This window comes from Polyangium mundeleinium (assembly GCF_028369105.1).
GTDB classification, from domain to species: Bacteria; Myxococcota_A; Polyangia; order Polyangiales; family Polyangiaceae; genus Polyangium; species Polyangium mundeleinium.
Map to the genome: position 1 here is coordinate 5769907 of NZ_JAQNDO010000001.1, position 15123 is coordinate 5785029.

Annotated in this window: 9 protein-coding genes; 6 read left to right on the top strand and 3 right to left on the bottom strand. The window is 69.1% G+C overall.

The annotated features are described in order from the left end of the window. Positions 1-5 precede the first annotated feature (5 nt). The 6 genes from POL67_RS22975 to POL67_RS23000 all read left to right on the top strand — a co-directional run bounded on the left by POL67_RS22975 (position 6) and on the right by POL67_RS23000 (position 6871). On the top strand, positions 6-539 hold the full coding sequence (locus POL67_RS22975) for an HD domain-containing protein (protein WP_271920497.1): 534 nt from the start codon (positions 6-8) through the stop codon (positions 537-539). Continuing rightward, a complete protein-coding gene (locus POL67_RS22980) occupies positions 514-897 on the top strand; it encodes an RNA polymerase sigma factor (RefSeq protein WP_271920499.1) in 384 nt (127 codons plus the stop codon). Before POL67_RS22975 ends, POL67_RS22980 begins: the two co-directional genes overlap by 26 nt. Continuing rightward, on the top strand, positions 894-1727 hold the full coding sequence (locus tag POL67_RS22985) for a nucleotidyltransferase domain-containing protein (protein WP_271920501.1): 834 nt from the start codon (positions 894-896) through the stop codon (positions 1725-1727). The genes POL67_RS22980 and POL67_RS22985 overlap by 4 nt, the downstream gene beginning before the upstream one ends. A 123-nt stretch (positions 1728-1850) precedes the next feature. After that, complete coding sequence (locus POL67_RS22990; RefSeq protein WP_373372367.1) at positions 1851-3158, top strand: cytochrome P450; 1308 nt, start codon at positions 1851-1853, stop codon at positions 3156-3158. Positions 3159-3543: 385 nt separating this feature from the next. Next, a complete protein-coding gene (gene cysS, locus POL67_RS22995; RefSeq protein ID WP_271920503.1) occupies positions 3544-4986 on the top strand; it encodes a cysteine--tRNA ligase in 1443 nt (480 codons plus the stop codon). 76 nt (positions 4987-5062) lie between these two features. After that, positions 5063-6871 carry a HEAT repeat domain-containing protein gene (locus POL67_RS23000; RefSeq protein WP_271920505.1) on the top strand — a complete coding sequence of 603 codons (1809 nt, stop codon included), beginning with the start codon at positions 5063-5065 and terminating at the stop codon, positions 6869-6871. Between the two features lie 9 nt (positions 6872-6880). Here POL67_RS23000 and POL67_RS23005 read toward each other — a convergent pair whose 3' ends face one another. From POL67_RS23005 to POL67_RS23015, 3 genes are read right to left on the bottom strand one after another with little or no spacing between them, the layout of a single operon-like run. Then, complete coding sequence (locus POL67_RS23005; protein ID WP_271920507.1) at positions 6881-9154, bottom strand: patatin-like phospholipase family protein; 2274 nt, start codon at positions 9152-9154, stop codon at positions 6881-6883. Positions 9155-9166: 12 nt separating this feature from the next. Next, a complete protein-coding gene (locus POL67_RS23010) occupies positions 9167-10786 on the bottom strand; it encodes an SIR2 family protein (RefSeq protein WP_271920509.1) in 1620 nt (539 codons plus the stop codon). After that, on the bottom strand, positions 10783-14667 hold the full coding sequence (locus POL67_RS23015; protein WP_271920511.1) for a protein kinase domain-containing protein: 3885 nt from the start codon (positions 14665-14667) through the stop codon (positions 10783-10785). The genes POL67_RS23010 and POL67_RS23015 overlap by 4 nt, the downstream gene beginning before the upstream one ends. Positions 14668-15123: the final 456 nt, after the last annotated feature.

Consider the following 15123-nt stretch of genomic DNA (forward strand, 5'->3'; position numbering starts at 1 on the left):
GCCCCGTGGGTGAGCGGCGTGATCACCTGCGCCGCGCCCCGGTGATGTACGACGAGCTCCTCCCGCTGCTACTCGCCCTCGACGGAATACGTCAGAACCCCGCGTATCACCCCGAAGGCTGTGCCCTTTACCATTCCCTTCAGGTCTTCGACCTCGCGCGCGCCGCGAGCCCCGAGCGTGCGCTCTGGGCCGCGGCGCTCTTGCACGACGTGGGAAAGGCGATATCCTCGCCGGACCACGACGCGCTGGGCGCCGATCTCCTCGACGGCCTCGTCTCGCCCCGCATCGTCTGGCTCGTGCGCCACCACCTCGACCTTCTGCACGACCCCGGACCCACCAAGCGCCGCCTGCGCGGGACCGCCGCGCTCGCCGATCTGCAGCGCCTGCGCCGCTGGGACGTCCTCGGTCGCTCCCCTCACGCCACCGTGATGTCACCCGAAGACGCGCTTTCGATTCTCCTCGAAGGTGCAGACCTCTCCCTCCTCGACCCCGGCGGCGAGCCCGCCCCCATCCATGACCCACGAAAGGAGATCTTCTGACGGCGGAAGGCACCGCGCCCGCCTCGTCGCGAACCTCGATCACATCGACGCGTCTCGTCACCTCTATCACGACGACGACGAGGCCTCCGAGGCGCGCCTTCGCCTCCAGGACGCCGTGCGCGACGCCGTCGCAACGGCCTTGACGGACAAACAGCGCGAGGTCGTCGAGGCTTACTTTTTCGAAGGCCTGTCCCAGGGCGAGATCGCGCGCCGCCTCGGCGTCACGCAGCAGGTCGTGCAAAAACGCATCTATGGCGACGAGCGCGGCGGACGCACCGTCGGCGGCGCGCTCCGCAAGCTCCGGGAGGCCCTCGCGCCGCTCGTTTCGCCCCCCGTTTCGCCCCCCATCCCCTCATGAGCAGCGAACGCACCGGAGGGCTCCGCGCGAGGGTCGCCGTCGAGGCGGCGCGCCTCATGTACGAGGAGGGGGTCAAGCAATACTTCACCGCGAAGCGAATGGCCGCGAGGCGCCTGCTCGGCCACGCGGGCGGGAAAAACCTGCGGTATCGACCCCAGGATTTGCCCTCGAACGGCGAAATTCGCGACGCCTTGCTCGCCATGGCCGAGCTCGCCGAGGGCGAACGGCGCACGCGCCGGCTCTTCGCCATGCGCGTCGTCGCCCTCCGCGTGATGCGCGCCCTCGGCCCCTTCGAGCCGCGCCTCATCGGATCCGTCAGCACGGGGCACATCCGCCGCGGCAGCGATATCGACATCCAGGTCTTCACCGACGACGAGGACACGTTCGAGCGCCACCTCGTGGGCCTCGGGTGGACGTTCGAGCGAGAGCGCGTGAGCATCTTCAAATTCGGCCAGATCCGCGAATACGTGCACTACCACGTCGTGGACCTCTTTCCGGTGGAGCTCACGGTCTACGAGCGACGCGAATTGCGCTTTCGGCCCCGCAGCAGCACGGACGGGCAGCCGATCCAGCGGGTGAAGGCGACGGCGCTCGAAGCGCTCCTCGTCGCGGAGCACCCCGAGGCGTGGGCGCAATACGAGGCCGACGGCTCTGTCGCGGATCTCGACGACATCCTCGCCGAAGAAGAGGACGAGGATGCGCCGCTGCCGGGGCCTTATGATGGCCTCCTCGCCGAGGACCCCGTCGAGGAGGCGTGGCCCCCCGGAGGGGAGGACGAGCCGGACGAGGATTACGATCCACTCCCTGGTTTCGAAGCGTACTCCGATTGACACCACGTCGCGGCCCGGTTAGGGCTCGGTCGAGGGGAGTGCATGCATATGCTACCGCCTGGACCTGGGAACCTCGGCCTGTTCGACACCCTCCGCTCCACGTTCGCGTCTCCCGCCCCTGTCATGCGCCGCTTCGCCGCGGAGCACGGGGATCCGTTCCGCGTCCTCACCTTCAATGGACCGATTACATTCGTCGGTCATCCCGAGGCCCTCCGCGCCATTTACACAGCCGATCCCGAGACGTTCGAGCCGTTCGGGGTCGAGGTGACCGAGCCCGTCTTCGGGCGGACGTCGGTGGTGGTCTCGACCGGGACGCGCCACCGGCGGGATCGCAAGCTGCTCGCGGCCCCCTTTGCGCCGGCCGCTGCGAAATCGTACGCGACCGTCGTCGCCGACGTCGCGCGGGAGGCGGCCTCGCAATGGACGCCGTGCCAGCCATTTTCGATGCTGGAGGCCACGCAATCCATCGCGCTCGACATCGTCATCCGCGTGGTGTTCGGCGTCCGGGGCGAGGCGCGGATTCGCGACGTCCGCGCGGCCGTGCTCGATCTCATTCACGCGGTCCATCCGCTGATCTTGATCATGCCGGCGATCCGGCGCCCGTTCCGCGGATTCGGCCCCTGGGCGCGGATGCTCCGGGCCAGGGCGGCGCTCGACGCGCTCTTGGGCGAGGAGATTCGCGCCCTGCGCGCGTCGGGGGAGGAGCGCGCCGACGTGCTCGGGCTCATCCTGAAGACGCGTTACGAAGGCGGCGATGGGCTCGGCGATCGGGAGATCCTCGATCAGCTCCGCGCCTTGCTCTTCGCGGGCCACGAGACCACGGCCGTCTCCCTGGCCTGGGCCTTTTATTGGCTCCACCGCGAGCCCGACACGCTTGCGCGGCTGCTCGCCGAAATCGACGCCCTCGGGCCCGAGGCCCCTTTCGAAAAACTCCTCGGCTTGCCTTACCTGGACGCCGTCTGCCTGGAGACGCTGCGCATCGCTCCGCCCGTGGTCAGCGTCGGGCGTATGCCCCGAAAAACGTTCGCGCTCCTCGGGTACACCTTTCCGCCGGGCGAGCCGCTCGTTCCATCCCCGCTCCTCTTGCACACGCGCGAGGAGCTTTATCCCGAGCCCGAGCGATTCCGCCCCACGCGTTTCCTGGAGCGGGACTTTTCCCCGTTCGAGTTCATCCCCTTCGGCGGGGGAGGCCGGCGCTGCCTCGGGGCGACGCTCGCGATGGTGGAGATGAAGATCACGCTCGCCATTCTCTTGCGGGAGTATCAGCTCCGGCTCGCGAGCGTGGCCCCGGTCGAGCACGTGCAGCGGGGGCTCACGATGGGGCCGCGGGGCCGCGTGCCGATGATGCTGGAAGGGCGGCGTCTCCCAGCCCCGAGCGCCGCGCGGGGGAGTCCAACGCGGAGCGAGCCGCGGGCCGGGACTGCCGGCTGAAGGGCGCGGTTCAGAGAAAGGCCACGAGGACGTGGCCTGGGCTTGCATCACCCGTGGTTTCGCCATAAGGTAACGTCGTCATGCGAAGCTCTCGGCGTACGTACCCTCGGATGGCCCTCGCGCTCTGCTGCGACGGCCGCTGTTGTCGTCGCTGAGGAAGCGTTCCTGAACGTATAGGCCTGCGAGAGGCACGCGCGCGCCGTCGCGCTGGGCGGACGTCCGCCCGCGGATCCGGCGCGCCTTTGCGCCTTCGCGGCCGCGGGAGCGCCGCACGAGGACACCACGCCGAGGCCCGCGCGCCATAAGGGGCGGGTCTTTCCGTGGTCAACGCGCGCGATAGCGCTTCCGTTTTGGTTCCGTCGTCGATGACCCAGGAGGATGTCCCATGGCGATCCAGATTTTTGACACGCTCTCACGACAGAAACAGACGGCCTTTCCGAACGGGCAGCAGCGCGTCGGCATGTACCTGTGCGGCCCCACCGTCTATGGCGACGCGCACCTAGGCAATGCAAAGACCGCCGTCGCGTTCGACGTGGTCCGGCGCTGGATCGAATACCGCGGGCACCTCGTGCGGTTCGTGTCGAACGTGACCGACGTCGGACACATCACCGAGGATGCGCTCGACGAGGGCCGTGATCGTATCGCCGAGCGAGCGGCGCTCGAGCGGGTGGAGCCGATGGAGATCGCGGACCGGTACTTCTGGAAGTACTTCGATGAGATGGGCCGGCTCCACGTGCGCAGGCCCGACGTCACGCCGCGCGCGAGCGGCCACATCCCGCAGCAGATCGAGCTCGTGGAGGAGCTGCTCTCGCGCGGCCTCGCCTACGTGGCGGACGGGTCGGTGTACTTCCGGGTCGCGGCGTTCCCCGGGTACGGAAAGCTCTCGCGGCGGGTGATCGACGAGCTGGCCATCGGGACACGCGAGCTCGTGCGGGGGAGCAAATCCGACCCGCGCGATTTCGCTCTGTGGAAGAAGGCCGACCCGTCCCACGTGCAGCGCTGGAAATCGCCCTGGGGAGAAGGGTTTCCAGGCTGGCACCTCGAATGCTCGGCGATGGGCTTGCAATACCTCGGCGAGGGCTTCGACATCCACGCGGGCGGGCTCGATTTGCAGTTCCCGCACCACGAGGCGGAGATCGCCCAGGCCGAAGGCGCAGGCCGGCGCTTCGCGCGACTCTGGATGCACGGGAACATGCTGACCGTGAACGGAGAAAAGATGTCCCGCTCGAAGGGCAATTTCATCACGCTCGCGGACTTTTTCGCCGAGCACGATCCGCTCGTGCTGCGGTTTCTCTTCGTGCAGAGCCATTACCGGGCGACAGCGGAGGTCTCCGCGGAGACGCTGCAAGCGGCGACCTCGGGCCTACGTCGGCTGCGTGATCTCCGGCGCGCGCTCGCGCGGCGCGCAGGCGGAGGGCCTCCCGGCCATGCCGCGGCGCTCGAAGCCCGCCTCGCCGCGGCGCGCGCCGCCTTCGAGGCAGCCATGGACGACGATTTCGACACGCCCGCCGCCCTCGCGACCCTCTTCGTGCTGGCCCGTGATCTCCAGGCGGCGCTCGCGGGCCCCGTCCCGCAAGGCACGATCCTCCACGCACTCGAGCTCGTCTCGTCGCTCGGCGAAGGCGTGCTTGGGCTCTTGCCGGAGGAGCGAGACGCGCCGGACGCGGAGCGGTTCGACCGCGTCATGACGCTCCTCCTCGCAGAGCGGGCGCGCCACCGCGCGGACCGCGACTATGCACGCGCCGACGCGCTGCGCGCCGGGCTCGCCGCCGCGGGCATCGAAATCGAGGACGGGCCCGACGGGGCCCGGTGGACGTTCTCGGCATGAAACCTTGGGACGTTCCCCTCGGAGGGGCGCGCAGGCTGGATTGTCCTCGGGTGCCCCTCACGTTAGTCTGCGCGGCATGACGAGCCGCCCCGCGAATCCCGCGCCGTTTTTCTTTCCTTTGCTGCTCGGTGCGCTCGTCGCGACGGCGGGTTGTGGTTCTCCCGCCGCTCCGGCCCCGCCCCCGCCTGCCGTCGCGCCTGCCGCGGCGGTTACGTCCGACAGCGGCGCCAACGACCCGCGGGTCCAGGCCGAGAAGCTCTCGGACCCGGCCGCGCGCGACCTCGCCGTGCACCGCCTGGTCCAGCTCTTCGAAGACGAGATGTCGCAGGACGACAACGACACGAACGGCCCGAACGTCAAGCCGCTTCGCGACGTCATCGTCGAGCCATTGGCGCGGATTTGCGCCGGCGGCGGGCTCGACGGGGCGATGCGGTCGAAGGTCGTCCGGCTCCTCGCGGACGCCCGTGATCCGCGCGGTGTGCCGTGCCTCGTCGAGACGCTGAAAGGCTACACGCCAAACGAGAATGTAGACGACGTGCGCGTCGCGGCGCGCGCCGTCGCGGAGATGAAGCCCAAGGGGGCGGCGGGCCCGCTCTTCGAGGTCTTCACGAAGCTGCGTCATTCGAACGTCAAGGCATCCCTCGTCACCCGCGACGTCCATGACGCCCTGCTCGTGTTCGCGGACCCCTCGTGGGAGGCCCCGTGCATCACGATGCTCGGCAGGCCGATCGCGCATCGCAAGGACATCGACGTCCTCAAGGACGAATTCTACTGGCAGAGCACTTGCTCCGAGATCCTCGGCCGGATCGGGGGCACGAATGCGGTCGATCCCCTCGTCAAAATTCTGCTATCGCCCGTGAAAGCCGACGTGCAAGCGACGGCGGTGCACGCGCTCGTCGCGATCGGCAAGCCCGCGATCGATCCCACCGTAAAACTTCTCCAGGGCGGACGCGCCGACCTCATGGAATACGCCAAGGACGAGGCCCTGAAGGCGAATGCCGGTGAGGCGGGCGCTGTGCCGGACGCGGCCCCAAAGAAGGCGAAGACGGCGTACGTCGGACTCGCGGCCCTGATCCTCGGCAGCATCGGGCGGAGAGAGGCCGTGCGGCCCATGATCGACGCCCTTGCCCAGGCCGACGACGAGAGCAAGGTCATCATCGCCCGCGAACTCCTCAAGTTGCCGATCTCGAAGGCGAGCCTCGAAGCCGTGCAGCGCGTCTTCGAAAAGACCTCGATCTCGATGACGACCTGGCCCGGCATCAACGCGCGCGAGCTTCTCCTCGAAAGCATGGTTTTCCTCTTCGACCCGACCCTCGTGCCCTGGATCGTGAAGACGGCGCTCGCCGCAAAAGGCGAGGACGCCGATGTCGAGCACGTGCGTTCGGCGGCGCTGATGGCCGCGATGAAGACCATGAACGCATCGCAGGTCCCCGAGGTCGACAAGCTTTACAAATCGAGGATCACGGACCCCGACGGCAAGCCTTCCACGATCGGCAAGCTCTACGAGAGGGAATACAAGATGACGACGGACCTCCTGAAAGAGTGCTCCGACTCGCTTGATTGCTGGTTCGCCAAGCTGCGGGACCCGAGCTCGCACGCGGAGGATCGCATGTTCGTGGGCTTCAAGAGCGTATACATGATCGGCGCCCTGGGCGGGCCCGACGTGCGGGCGAAGCTCGTCGAGCTCCTCCCCGTGATGCAGGTCGCTGCGAGACACGTCGCGATGCAGGTCATCGATCAAAAGTCACCGGACGGAGATCGCGCCATCGCCGCAGCGTTCGAACGAAGGGTCGAGGAGGCCCAGGCGACGAAGGATCCGAACCGGATTGCGGCCGCCGGTGTTTTCAAGCTGTTCGCCGATCGCCTCCGAACCCGCGCGCAATGAAGCGCGGCGTCACGCCGCCTTCGACGCCGCGCCCCGGCGCTCGTCCCACCACACCCGGAGTGCGTCGGATTTCTCGCCGACCGCGGTCTTCGCCGCGTCCGTCAGGCTCTGCTGCTCCTCGGGCGTCAGGTACCAGCTCAGGGCTGCGTCGCCGGGGAATTCGAACGTCACCTGCTGGAAGAAGCTCTCCCCGAATCGCTTGTCGAGGTGGAACCGCCGGGCCACGGCCTCCACCTGCTCGTCGTTGCGGAAGCGCATCACGCTCTCCCGCGCCGCGAGCACGGCTGAGACGGGGGAGGTGAGGCCTTCGAGGGCCCGGGCGATCCGGTCGCCGAAATGGTTGCCCGCGGGCTCTGGCCGCTCGATGCCGTCGCGGATCTGCACGAGCAGGATGCCGCTCACGTTTTGCTCGAGCCAGCTCGTCCGGAGCATTTCGTCGAGAAAGCCACACGCGACGTTCACGCCGTAGTTGTCCCAGTAGCCGGCGTCCACGACCCGCCTGCGGGGCACGGTCGGCAGGGCGGCGGCGGGGGATACGAACGGGAAGGACGCGCTCATCCGCGCCGCCGTCGCGAGGCGGAGCGTCTCCCTCGCTTGCACGGGAAAAAGCCGCCCGATCTCGTAGCCGGAGCGCGAGTAGACCACGTGCAGGCCCTCGACGCCGATCGCCGGCCCGTGCTGGACGAGCAACGTATCGAGGCAGAGATTCGAGATCAGCAAGCGTTTCCCGTCCTCGACGAGCATCGGGCTCCAGACGAGCGAGGGGCGCCATCCGGCCCGCTCGTCGGACCCGAGCCGCGAGAGCTTCGTGCCGAGGGACGGCATGTTCTCCACGAAGGCATTTTCCAGCGCCGTGCCGCGGTCGTAAAGCTCCCGGTGCACGGAGGGTTTGGCCCATGCCCATAGGCGCGCGGGCAGGTCGCTGAACACGAGCGCCGCGGCCACACGCGAAAGGCACTCCTTGGCGACGTTGGCGACGAGCCAGTCCGAACCCTCGGCGTCCGCCGTACGCTCCTCCGGCGTCTCTTCTTTGTGATACTCGGACGACCCGGCTGTGTGCGTCGGCCCTTCGAGCGTCGCCACCCAGTATGCCGCGCCCACCATCCCGCCCGAGGCGCCGCTGATCATGCGCACGTGATAAGGGAATTCTCGGCGCTCGGGCTCATCGAGCTGCTTTTCGAGCTCGCGCAGCACGGCCGCGGTCCAGACCGACGCGCGGATCCCGCCGCCGCTCGTGCAGACCAGCACGAGGGGCCGCTTCTGTCCGTTCTCGTCCGTCCAGCGGAACTCCTCCACGGGCCGCGGCAAGAGGCCCCCGCCGCGGAGGCCGGGCGCCTCGTAGTCCGCGAGGTGCGTATGCCCGGCCGCCTTGCACCCCTCGCGACAAGGTTCTTCCTCGATGTGCCGATAGGCGTCCATCAGATCGGTGAACCTGGCCGGATAACGATTCCGGCCGAGCACGTAAAGCACCAGGATGGCCACGCCGACGAGCAGCACGGAGTGCCACTTCTCGATCCAGTACACGAAAAAGCCGTCGGTCGCGCCGAGGAGCGCGAGCAGGACGCAGAGCCCGGCGGCCGCGGGGATCTTCCTCGCCCGGAAGCAACTCGCCACGATGTACATCACGGCCAGCAGCGCGAAAAACGCCGCCGCGTACACGTGCTCGTGGAGCATCTCCCGGGGCGCGTTCGTCCGGGCGGTCTGCGACAGGCAGTCCTCGAGTCCATGGATGCACGGGCGAAACGGCTCGCCGAGGCCCTGGACGCGTGAAAGGATCGCGCTGTTCGTTCCCCCAAAAATGAAGCCCAGCGTGAGGACGACGCCGAGCTCCGCGCCGAGCAGCGTGTACACGGTGGTCCCGAGATCGGCGAGCAGCCGCTTGGAATCGCGCCGCGGGCGCCCTTCCGTCCTGCGGAGGAAGCGCGAGACGAGGGAAACGAAGACGACCGCCGAGAGCACGCCCCAGAGCGCGCCGAAGTAATTCAGGACGTCGAGGGGAAGGCCGCGCCCGCGGCTTTGGTGCAGATCATCGGGCGAGACGAGATAACTCACGTAAAAGAGCTCGCTCGCGAGCATCGCCATCGAGAGCCCGATCGCGAACTGCGCCTTGCGGGTTTGCCCACGAAACAGATACGGCAGACCAAAGGCACGCCCGAGATCGTAAAAGAGCATCCCGAGGACCACGACCAGGGCCCCGAGCAGGAGCAGGTGCCGCGAAAAGTCGAGGACCACCTGGATCACCCACGGCGGCGCGGCGACGAGCTTTCGGAACGTTTCCGGCATGAATTCTCCTCGTCAGGGCGTCCGCGGCCACCCGAGCCGGTGCAAGAGCGTCTCCAGGTATTTCCACGCCGGCGCCGCCTTCACGGTCGGGTCCCGATCGATCTCGTCGAGGAATTGATGCAATTTGTGGGCGAGGCCGCGCTCGGGATCACTCAATGCGCCTTCGAAGCGCGGGTGCAAGAGGTACGCGGTCGTCCCCGTCCTCGCGAGCAAGCTATCGAGGAAGAGCTCCAGCCGCCGCGCGGCGTGGGCCCAGGCCTTGTCGTTCTCCTCGCTCCGGCCGGCCGGCGGCGACGTCGATTGCATGTTCACCCAGTCGAGATCGTTGCCCCAAAGGCTTTGCTCGAGGGGTGACGAGAAGAGCGACAGTGCCGTGCCGAACCGGCCGGTGGGTGAGCTCGCGTCCGCCTTCGCGGGGACACGCGCGCGCCGGACGGCGTCCGCGATCCGGTGGAAATTGTCGTCGCGCAAGGAGAACCCGATGAAGAGCATGTGACGCATCAGCAGCAACGCTTGCACGATCCCTGCGAGCGCCTGCCGGCGGAGGTCGTAACGCATGTAATCCTCGCGGGTCAGGACGATGTTGTCGGGATCCGTCACGCATCCGTGCATCTTGAGCACCCATCGAGACGCCCCGGATTGGGGCTCGTGGGGCAGCACCGAGACTGTCATTCCAGCGGCCTGCGAGGCGCGCTCGAAGAGCGTATCGTAGTTCGTCGTGATGACCTCGCGCGAGGGCAGCGCCGCGAGCAGCGCGTGCGAGAGGGCATACCCGTGGACACGCGCGAAGGCATCCGCGATTTTCTCCCCGAGGATACGCTTGCTCGCCAGCGGCGGCAGGCCCGTCTCCATGCGCAGCTCGATGGCGCGGGCTTGATCGAGCGCGCCGAGCTCCTTCAGCGCGCCGAGCTCCTCCTCGGTCATCCCTGCGTCCCGGGCGAGATTCCGGAGCAGTCCGCCCCAATCCGGCAACCCGGCATTCTTGCTGACGCCGGCGCCGACGAACAGGACGAGATCCCCATTCGCGGCGAGGTGCGCGAGGCGCTCCCCCGTGCGCCACAGGCGCTCGTCGAGGTCGGGCCAGGCCGCGGGGTCCGCCCCGCGTTGCGCCTGCGCCGATGCATACGTGAGCTCGTCGTTGCTCACGAGCGCGATGTCCACGTCCTTCACGGCCGCCATTTTTTGCAGGACGGGGACGAGCGCGCGCACCACGTCCCCGGTCCAGTGCCGTTTTCCGCCGTACCGCGTGCCGATGACCGGCAGGGCGAGCAGGTGCTTGGCCCGCCCATTGCGCGGCGGCGTCCCGTGCACGCGAAGGTCATCCGTCACGCGCTCGATGAATTCTTCCGCGCCCGCGACGAACCAGGAGACGTCCGTGCTCGGGACGGCGCCGACGTTGCCGACCCAGGGGCGCGGCAGGTGGTCTTCCCATTCGATCACCTTCAGCACGCGTTGTTTTCCGCGCCGCCATTCCTCCGTCGGCTCGGCCCAGCGCTGGGCTCGGCCCTGGAGATGGCTGAACGAGCGCGTCCAGCTCCTCGACGGCATCGCGTCGCTATCACAGGGCACGAGCCACGCGTCGCAGGAGAGCAGCGTGAGATCGCCGTGGACGATGAAGAGATGACCGCTCATCGGAGCCTCCATTCGCGCGCGTGCGCGAAGGCGCGGACGTTGTCCTTTCGGGCGAGGTAAAGCGAGCGGGCCCGGGCGTCGTGGATGTGCTCGGCGCGGACCTCGATTTGCCGGAGCACCTCGCGGAGGGCGTCCTTGCCGGCCGCGGCGTCTCCGGCCGCGAAGAACGTCTCGGCGACGGCGAGGCGGAAGGGGACGTCGAAATACCCGGCGCCGTCGAGCGCGAGGAACGAGGGGAGGTGTTTGTCCACGGTCGCGAGCGCCTCGTCCACGCGCCCGCAGGCGAGGAGCGCGCGCAGGTGCGTGGTTGCGTGCCAGTACATGAGCATGCCGCCCGCGTCCCCCACGGCCGTGACGGCCCGCCGCGCGTGCGCCTCGGCGAGCGACGGTTGCCCCCGAAAAAGCGCGATCTCCGCGAGGACGCGGAAGCTCGCCGCTTCGTAGAACGCCCCCACGGGGGCGTCGAGCGCCTGCCGCGCGAGGGATTCGCTCTCCTCGAAGGCCGACGGATCGTCTCGTTCGAGCAGCGCCTCGCTCAGGTAAAACGCCGCATTCGCCGTCTGGTATCCGTCCTGGATCCGCGTGGCGAGGGAGAGCGCCTTTCGCGTGGACGCCTCGGCGGCGTCGAGGTCGCCCATCTCCCGCGCGGCGAGTCCGTGGAGGACGTGCGCCAGGCAGAGCTCGTGGAGGACCTGCCCTTCGGCGAGCACCTCCACGGCCCTCTCGATGCGCGCGCGGATTCGCTCCAGGTCGGGCTCCACGTACATCGCAGCGAGCGAAAGCCAGAGGAGCGCGACGCCGCGCGACCGCGGATCTTCCAGCGTGTCGAGGGGTTCCAACCGTGCCAGCGTTTTTCGGCGCACCTCCCCGAGCGTGCTCGGAAAAAGCGCCGTGGCGACAGAGAGCAAAGTGGCGGTCGCGCAGACGAACGCGGGGAGCGCCTCGGGAGAAGGCTCCACCTGGCAAACCTCCTCCGCGAGCTTGTAGAAAGCGTCGAAGGCCCCCACCTGCGGCAAGGCGTGGACCATGCGCTCCGCCGTCCGGCACCACCAGAAGCTCCCTCGGGGCAGCATCGAGAGCGCTTCGCGCCCCGCCGACGTGGACGCCTGCCAGACCCCGAGGCCGTATTTCGCGAGGGTGAGGATCGCCAGAAGCTCCCCGCGGAGGAGGCCCTCGGCCCCGCAATCGAGCCCCTTCGTCGCGCGTTGCGCCGCTTCCCGGAGGTCGTTCCGCCCGAGCGACTCCGCGGCTGCATTCGCATAAAACCGCGCCGCCCGCGCGAGATCCCCGCCTTCCTCTGCGTGCCCCGCGAGCGCCATCGAATCCGCCTCGCCCGCGCCTTCGAGCCATGCACCCGCCGCGAGATGCGCGCTTTTCCGATCCGCTTCCGTGAGCAGACCATACGCCGCGTCCTTCACGAGCGCGTGCCGGAAGCCCATCTGGATTTCCCGCGGAAATCGGCTCTCCTTGTGCAATTCGACGAGCTCCTCCTCGACGAGCCGCCCGAGCCACCCGTCGACGTCGTCGCGCGCGCCCCACGCCGCCACGATACGCCGGACCCCGCCCCCCCAAAATGTCTCGCCCACGACGCTCGCGGCGCGCAGGAGCCGCCGCTCGGGGGCCGACAGCTTCGCGAGCCGCGCCTGGAGCATGGCCACGACCGTCTCCGGCGCTTCGTTCATGTTCCCTTGGGCGGCGGCCCGGATGAGCTCCTCCAGAAACAACGCATTGCCCTCGGAGAGCTTGACGATGCGCTCCACCGTCTCGGGCCCGACGGCCTCGCCGAGCACGGCCTTGACGAGCCGCTCGATTGCCCGCCGGCCGAGCGGTCGCAAGGTCATTTCGTGCATCCGCGACGAGGTCACGTTCGGAAACAACGCGCGCGTCTCGGGCCGCCCCAGGCAAACCACGAAGAGCGGCATCTTCCCGGTGCTCCGCAGCACGCTCCGCACGAGTTTGATCGTGAGCGCGTCGCCCCATTGCAGATCATCGAGGACCAGGGTCACGGGCCGCGCCGCGCAGGTGGCCGCTATCCACGCGGAGAAGGCCTGCCCGATCTGCTCCTCCATGACGAGCGCGTCGCTCCGCGCGGCCCAGAGCGGCGGGCTCGTCTCCGCAGGGAAGGGGACTCCACATACCTCGCCGAGGAACTCGCCCACGCGTCGCCGTGTTCCCACGTCGACGTGCTCGCAGAGCCGATCGAGCACGACCTCCCGCGCGTGTTCGGGATCCTCGATGGCGTCGAGGCCCGCGTGCCTGCGCAACGCATCCCGCAAGAGCCCGTACGGCGAGCCCGTCGTCAGGGGATCCCCGCGGCCGACGAGCAGCAACGTCTCGGGGTGGGCCCCGTGAATCCTGCGCGCAAGCTCGCCGACGAGCCGCGATTTGCCCCTTCCCGGGGGCCCGAGCAAGAGGAGGCCTTGGGGCTCGCCGTCCTCGATGGCCAGGCCGAGCAGGCTCTCGAGCTCCGTCAGCTCGACCTCGCGCCCCACGCAGGGCGTCGGTTTGCCGAGGAGCAGCCGCCCCGCGCCCTCGTCCGGGCGCTCCGCGAGCAAGAGCGTGGCATCCGCCTTGTCCTCGGTGACGAAGCGCGGTTCGAGCAGCGCGGCCGTGACGGCGTCGAGCCACACGCCCTCCTGCGCTTCGTGGCGCCGGCCTTCGAGCAGTTGTTTCGCGCGCTCGATCGCCTCGCCCATGTGCGTCGTCCGCCCGAGCAAGGCGCGGCCCGTCACGACGCCGATGCGCGCGTCGGGCCGGAGCTCGCGCAGATAAAGCGCCCCGCGCGCGGCGATCCGCGCCTGATCCGTGACCATGCCGCGCGCCGCGACGGCCGCGAGGATCGAGCCCTCCGCGAGCTCTCCCACGTCGAACCCCATGCGCGGGAGCGCCTGCCGCGCCGCCTCGTCGCCGCCCTCGGGAGAGTCGAACGTCGCGAGGACGATCGTCACGAGCGTCTGCTCGGAAGCCCCGAGGGGCGTCGCGGGGCCCAAGGACACGGGCAGGTCGTCCGGGGCCGTGACCGCGGGCAGCCCGGCGACGAGGCTCCGGAGCGCCGCGCCGTCCCGCGGCCGCTGCTCGCCACTCCGGTGCAGCAGGGTCGCGAGCAGGTCTTCCCATTCCTGCGGGAGGGCGGGGCGAACCGCGCGCACCGGGGCAGGGGCGTCGTAAAGAATCCGCGCGAGTACGCCGGCCACGTGCTCGGCGTCGAAGGGAGGCCTGCCCGTGAGGCATTCGTAAAAGATACACCCGAGGGAAAACAGGTCCGTGGCCGGCCCGATTCTCCCGCCTTCGACGAGCTGCTCCGGCGCCATGTAGTGCGGTGTCCCCACGAGGCAGCCCGTCGCCGTCAGCCGCTTCGTCGCGTTCATCGGCCACGCGATGCCGAAATCGAGCAAGACCACGTCCGCGCTCGCCCCGCCGCGCAAGAGCAGGTTCGCGGGCTTGACGTCGCGGTGCACGATCCCCTCGGCGTGCACCGCCGCGAGTGCCTCGGCCACGCACGCGAGCACGTTCCGCGCGTCGTCCGCCGCGAGCGGCCCCCGCTGGAGCACGCTGCGCAAATCCTCGCCGTCGAGCCATTGCATCACGAGGTACGCGTGGCCGGCATCCAGGAAGCCATGCGCCACGGAACGCACGATCCGCGGATGCTTGACCCGCCCGAGCAGCGTCGCCTCGCGCTCGAAGCGCGACGGCGCGTCCGTGGCCTCCGCGGGCAGGGCGATGAGCTTGAGCGCGACCGCCGCGCCCTCCGCGTGATCGAGGGCCCGATAGATCGTGCCCATCCCGCCCCGCGTGACGAGGCGCTCGACCTCGAACCGTCCGGCGACCACCTCGCCGGCCGACAGGACACGCGGAATTTGGGGACCTTCGAGCCTACGCACGGCCTTGGCAGCTTACTCGACGCGCCGAATCCCTGTCCATGCACCGAGCCACGCGGGCCTTGGTCTGCGGGGACGCGGCCGCGGAGGTCGTCGACGGGGTCCCCGGTCGTCGTGGACACGCGCGCGGAGGGCGTGGACGTGCAGGGGAGGGGATGATCTCGCCTTCTTGGAGGACGTCGGCGTAAAGGGGGGATCGCGTGCTCACCCTTTCGGAAGGTGTGGACGTGGTGGGGGAAGGCGTGGTCGTCCTGCCTGGAGGATGACTACAGGATAGCGGGGGGCGTGCTCACCCTTTCGGAAGGTGTGACGCGGTGGGGGGAAGGCGAGGTCGTCCTCCCTGGGGGATGACTACAGGATAGCGGGGGGCGTGCTCACCCTTTCGGAAGGTGTGACGCGGTGGGGGGAAGGCGAGGTCGTCCTCCCTGGGGATGACTTCGGGAAGGAGGAGGCTGTGCT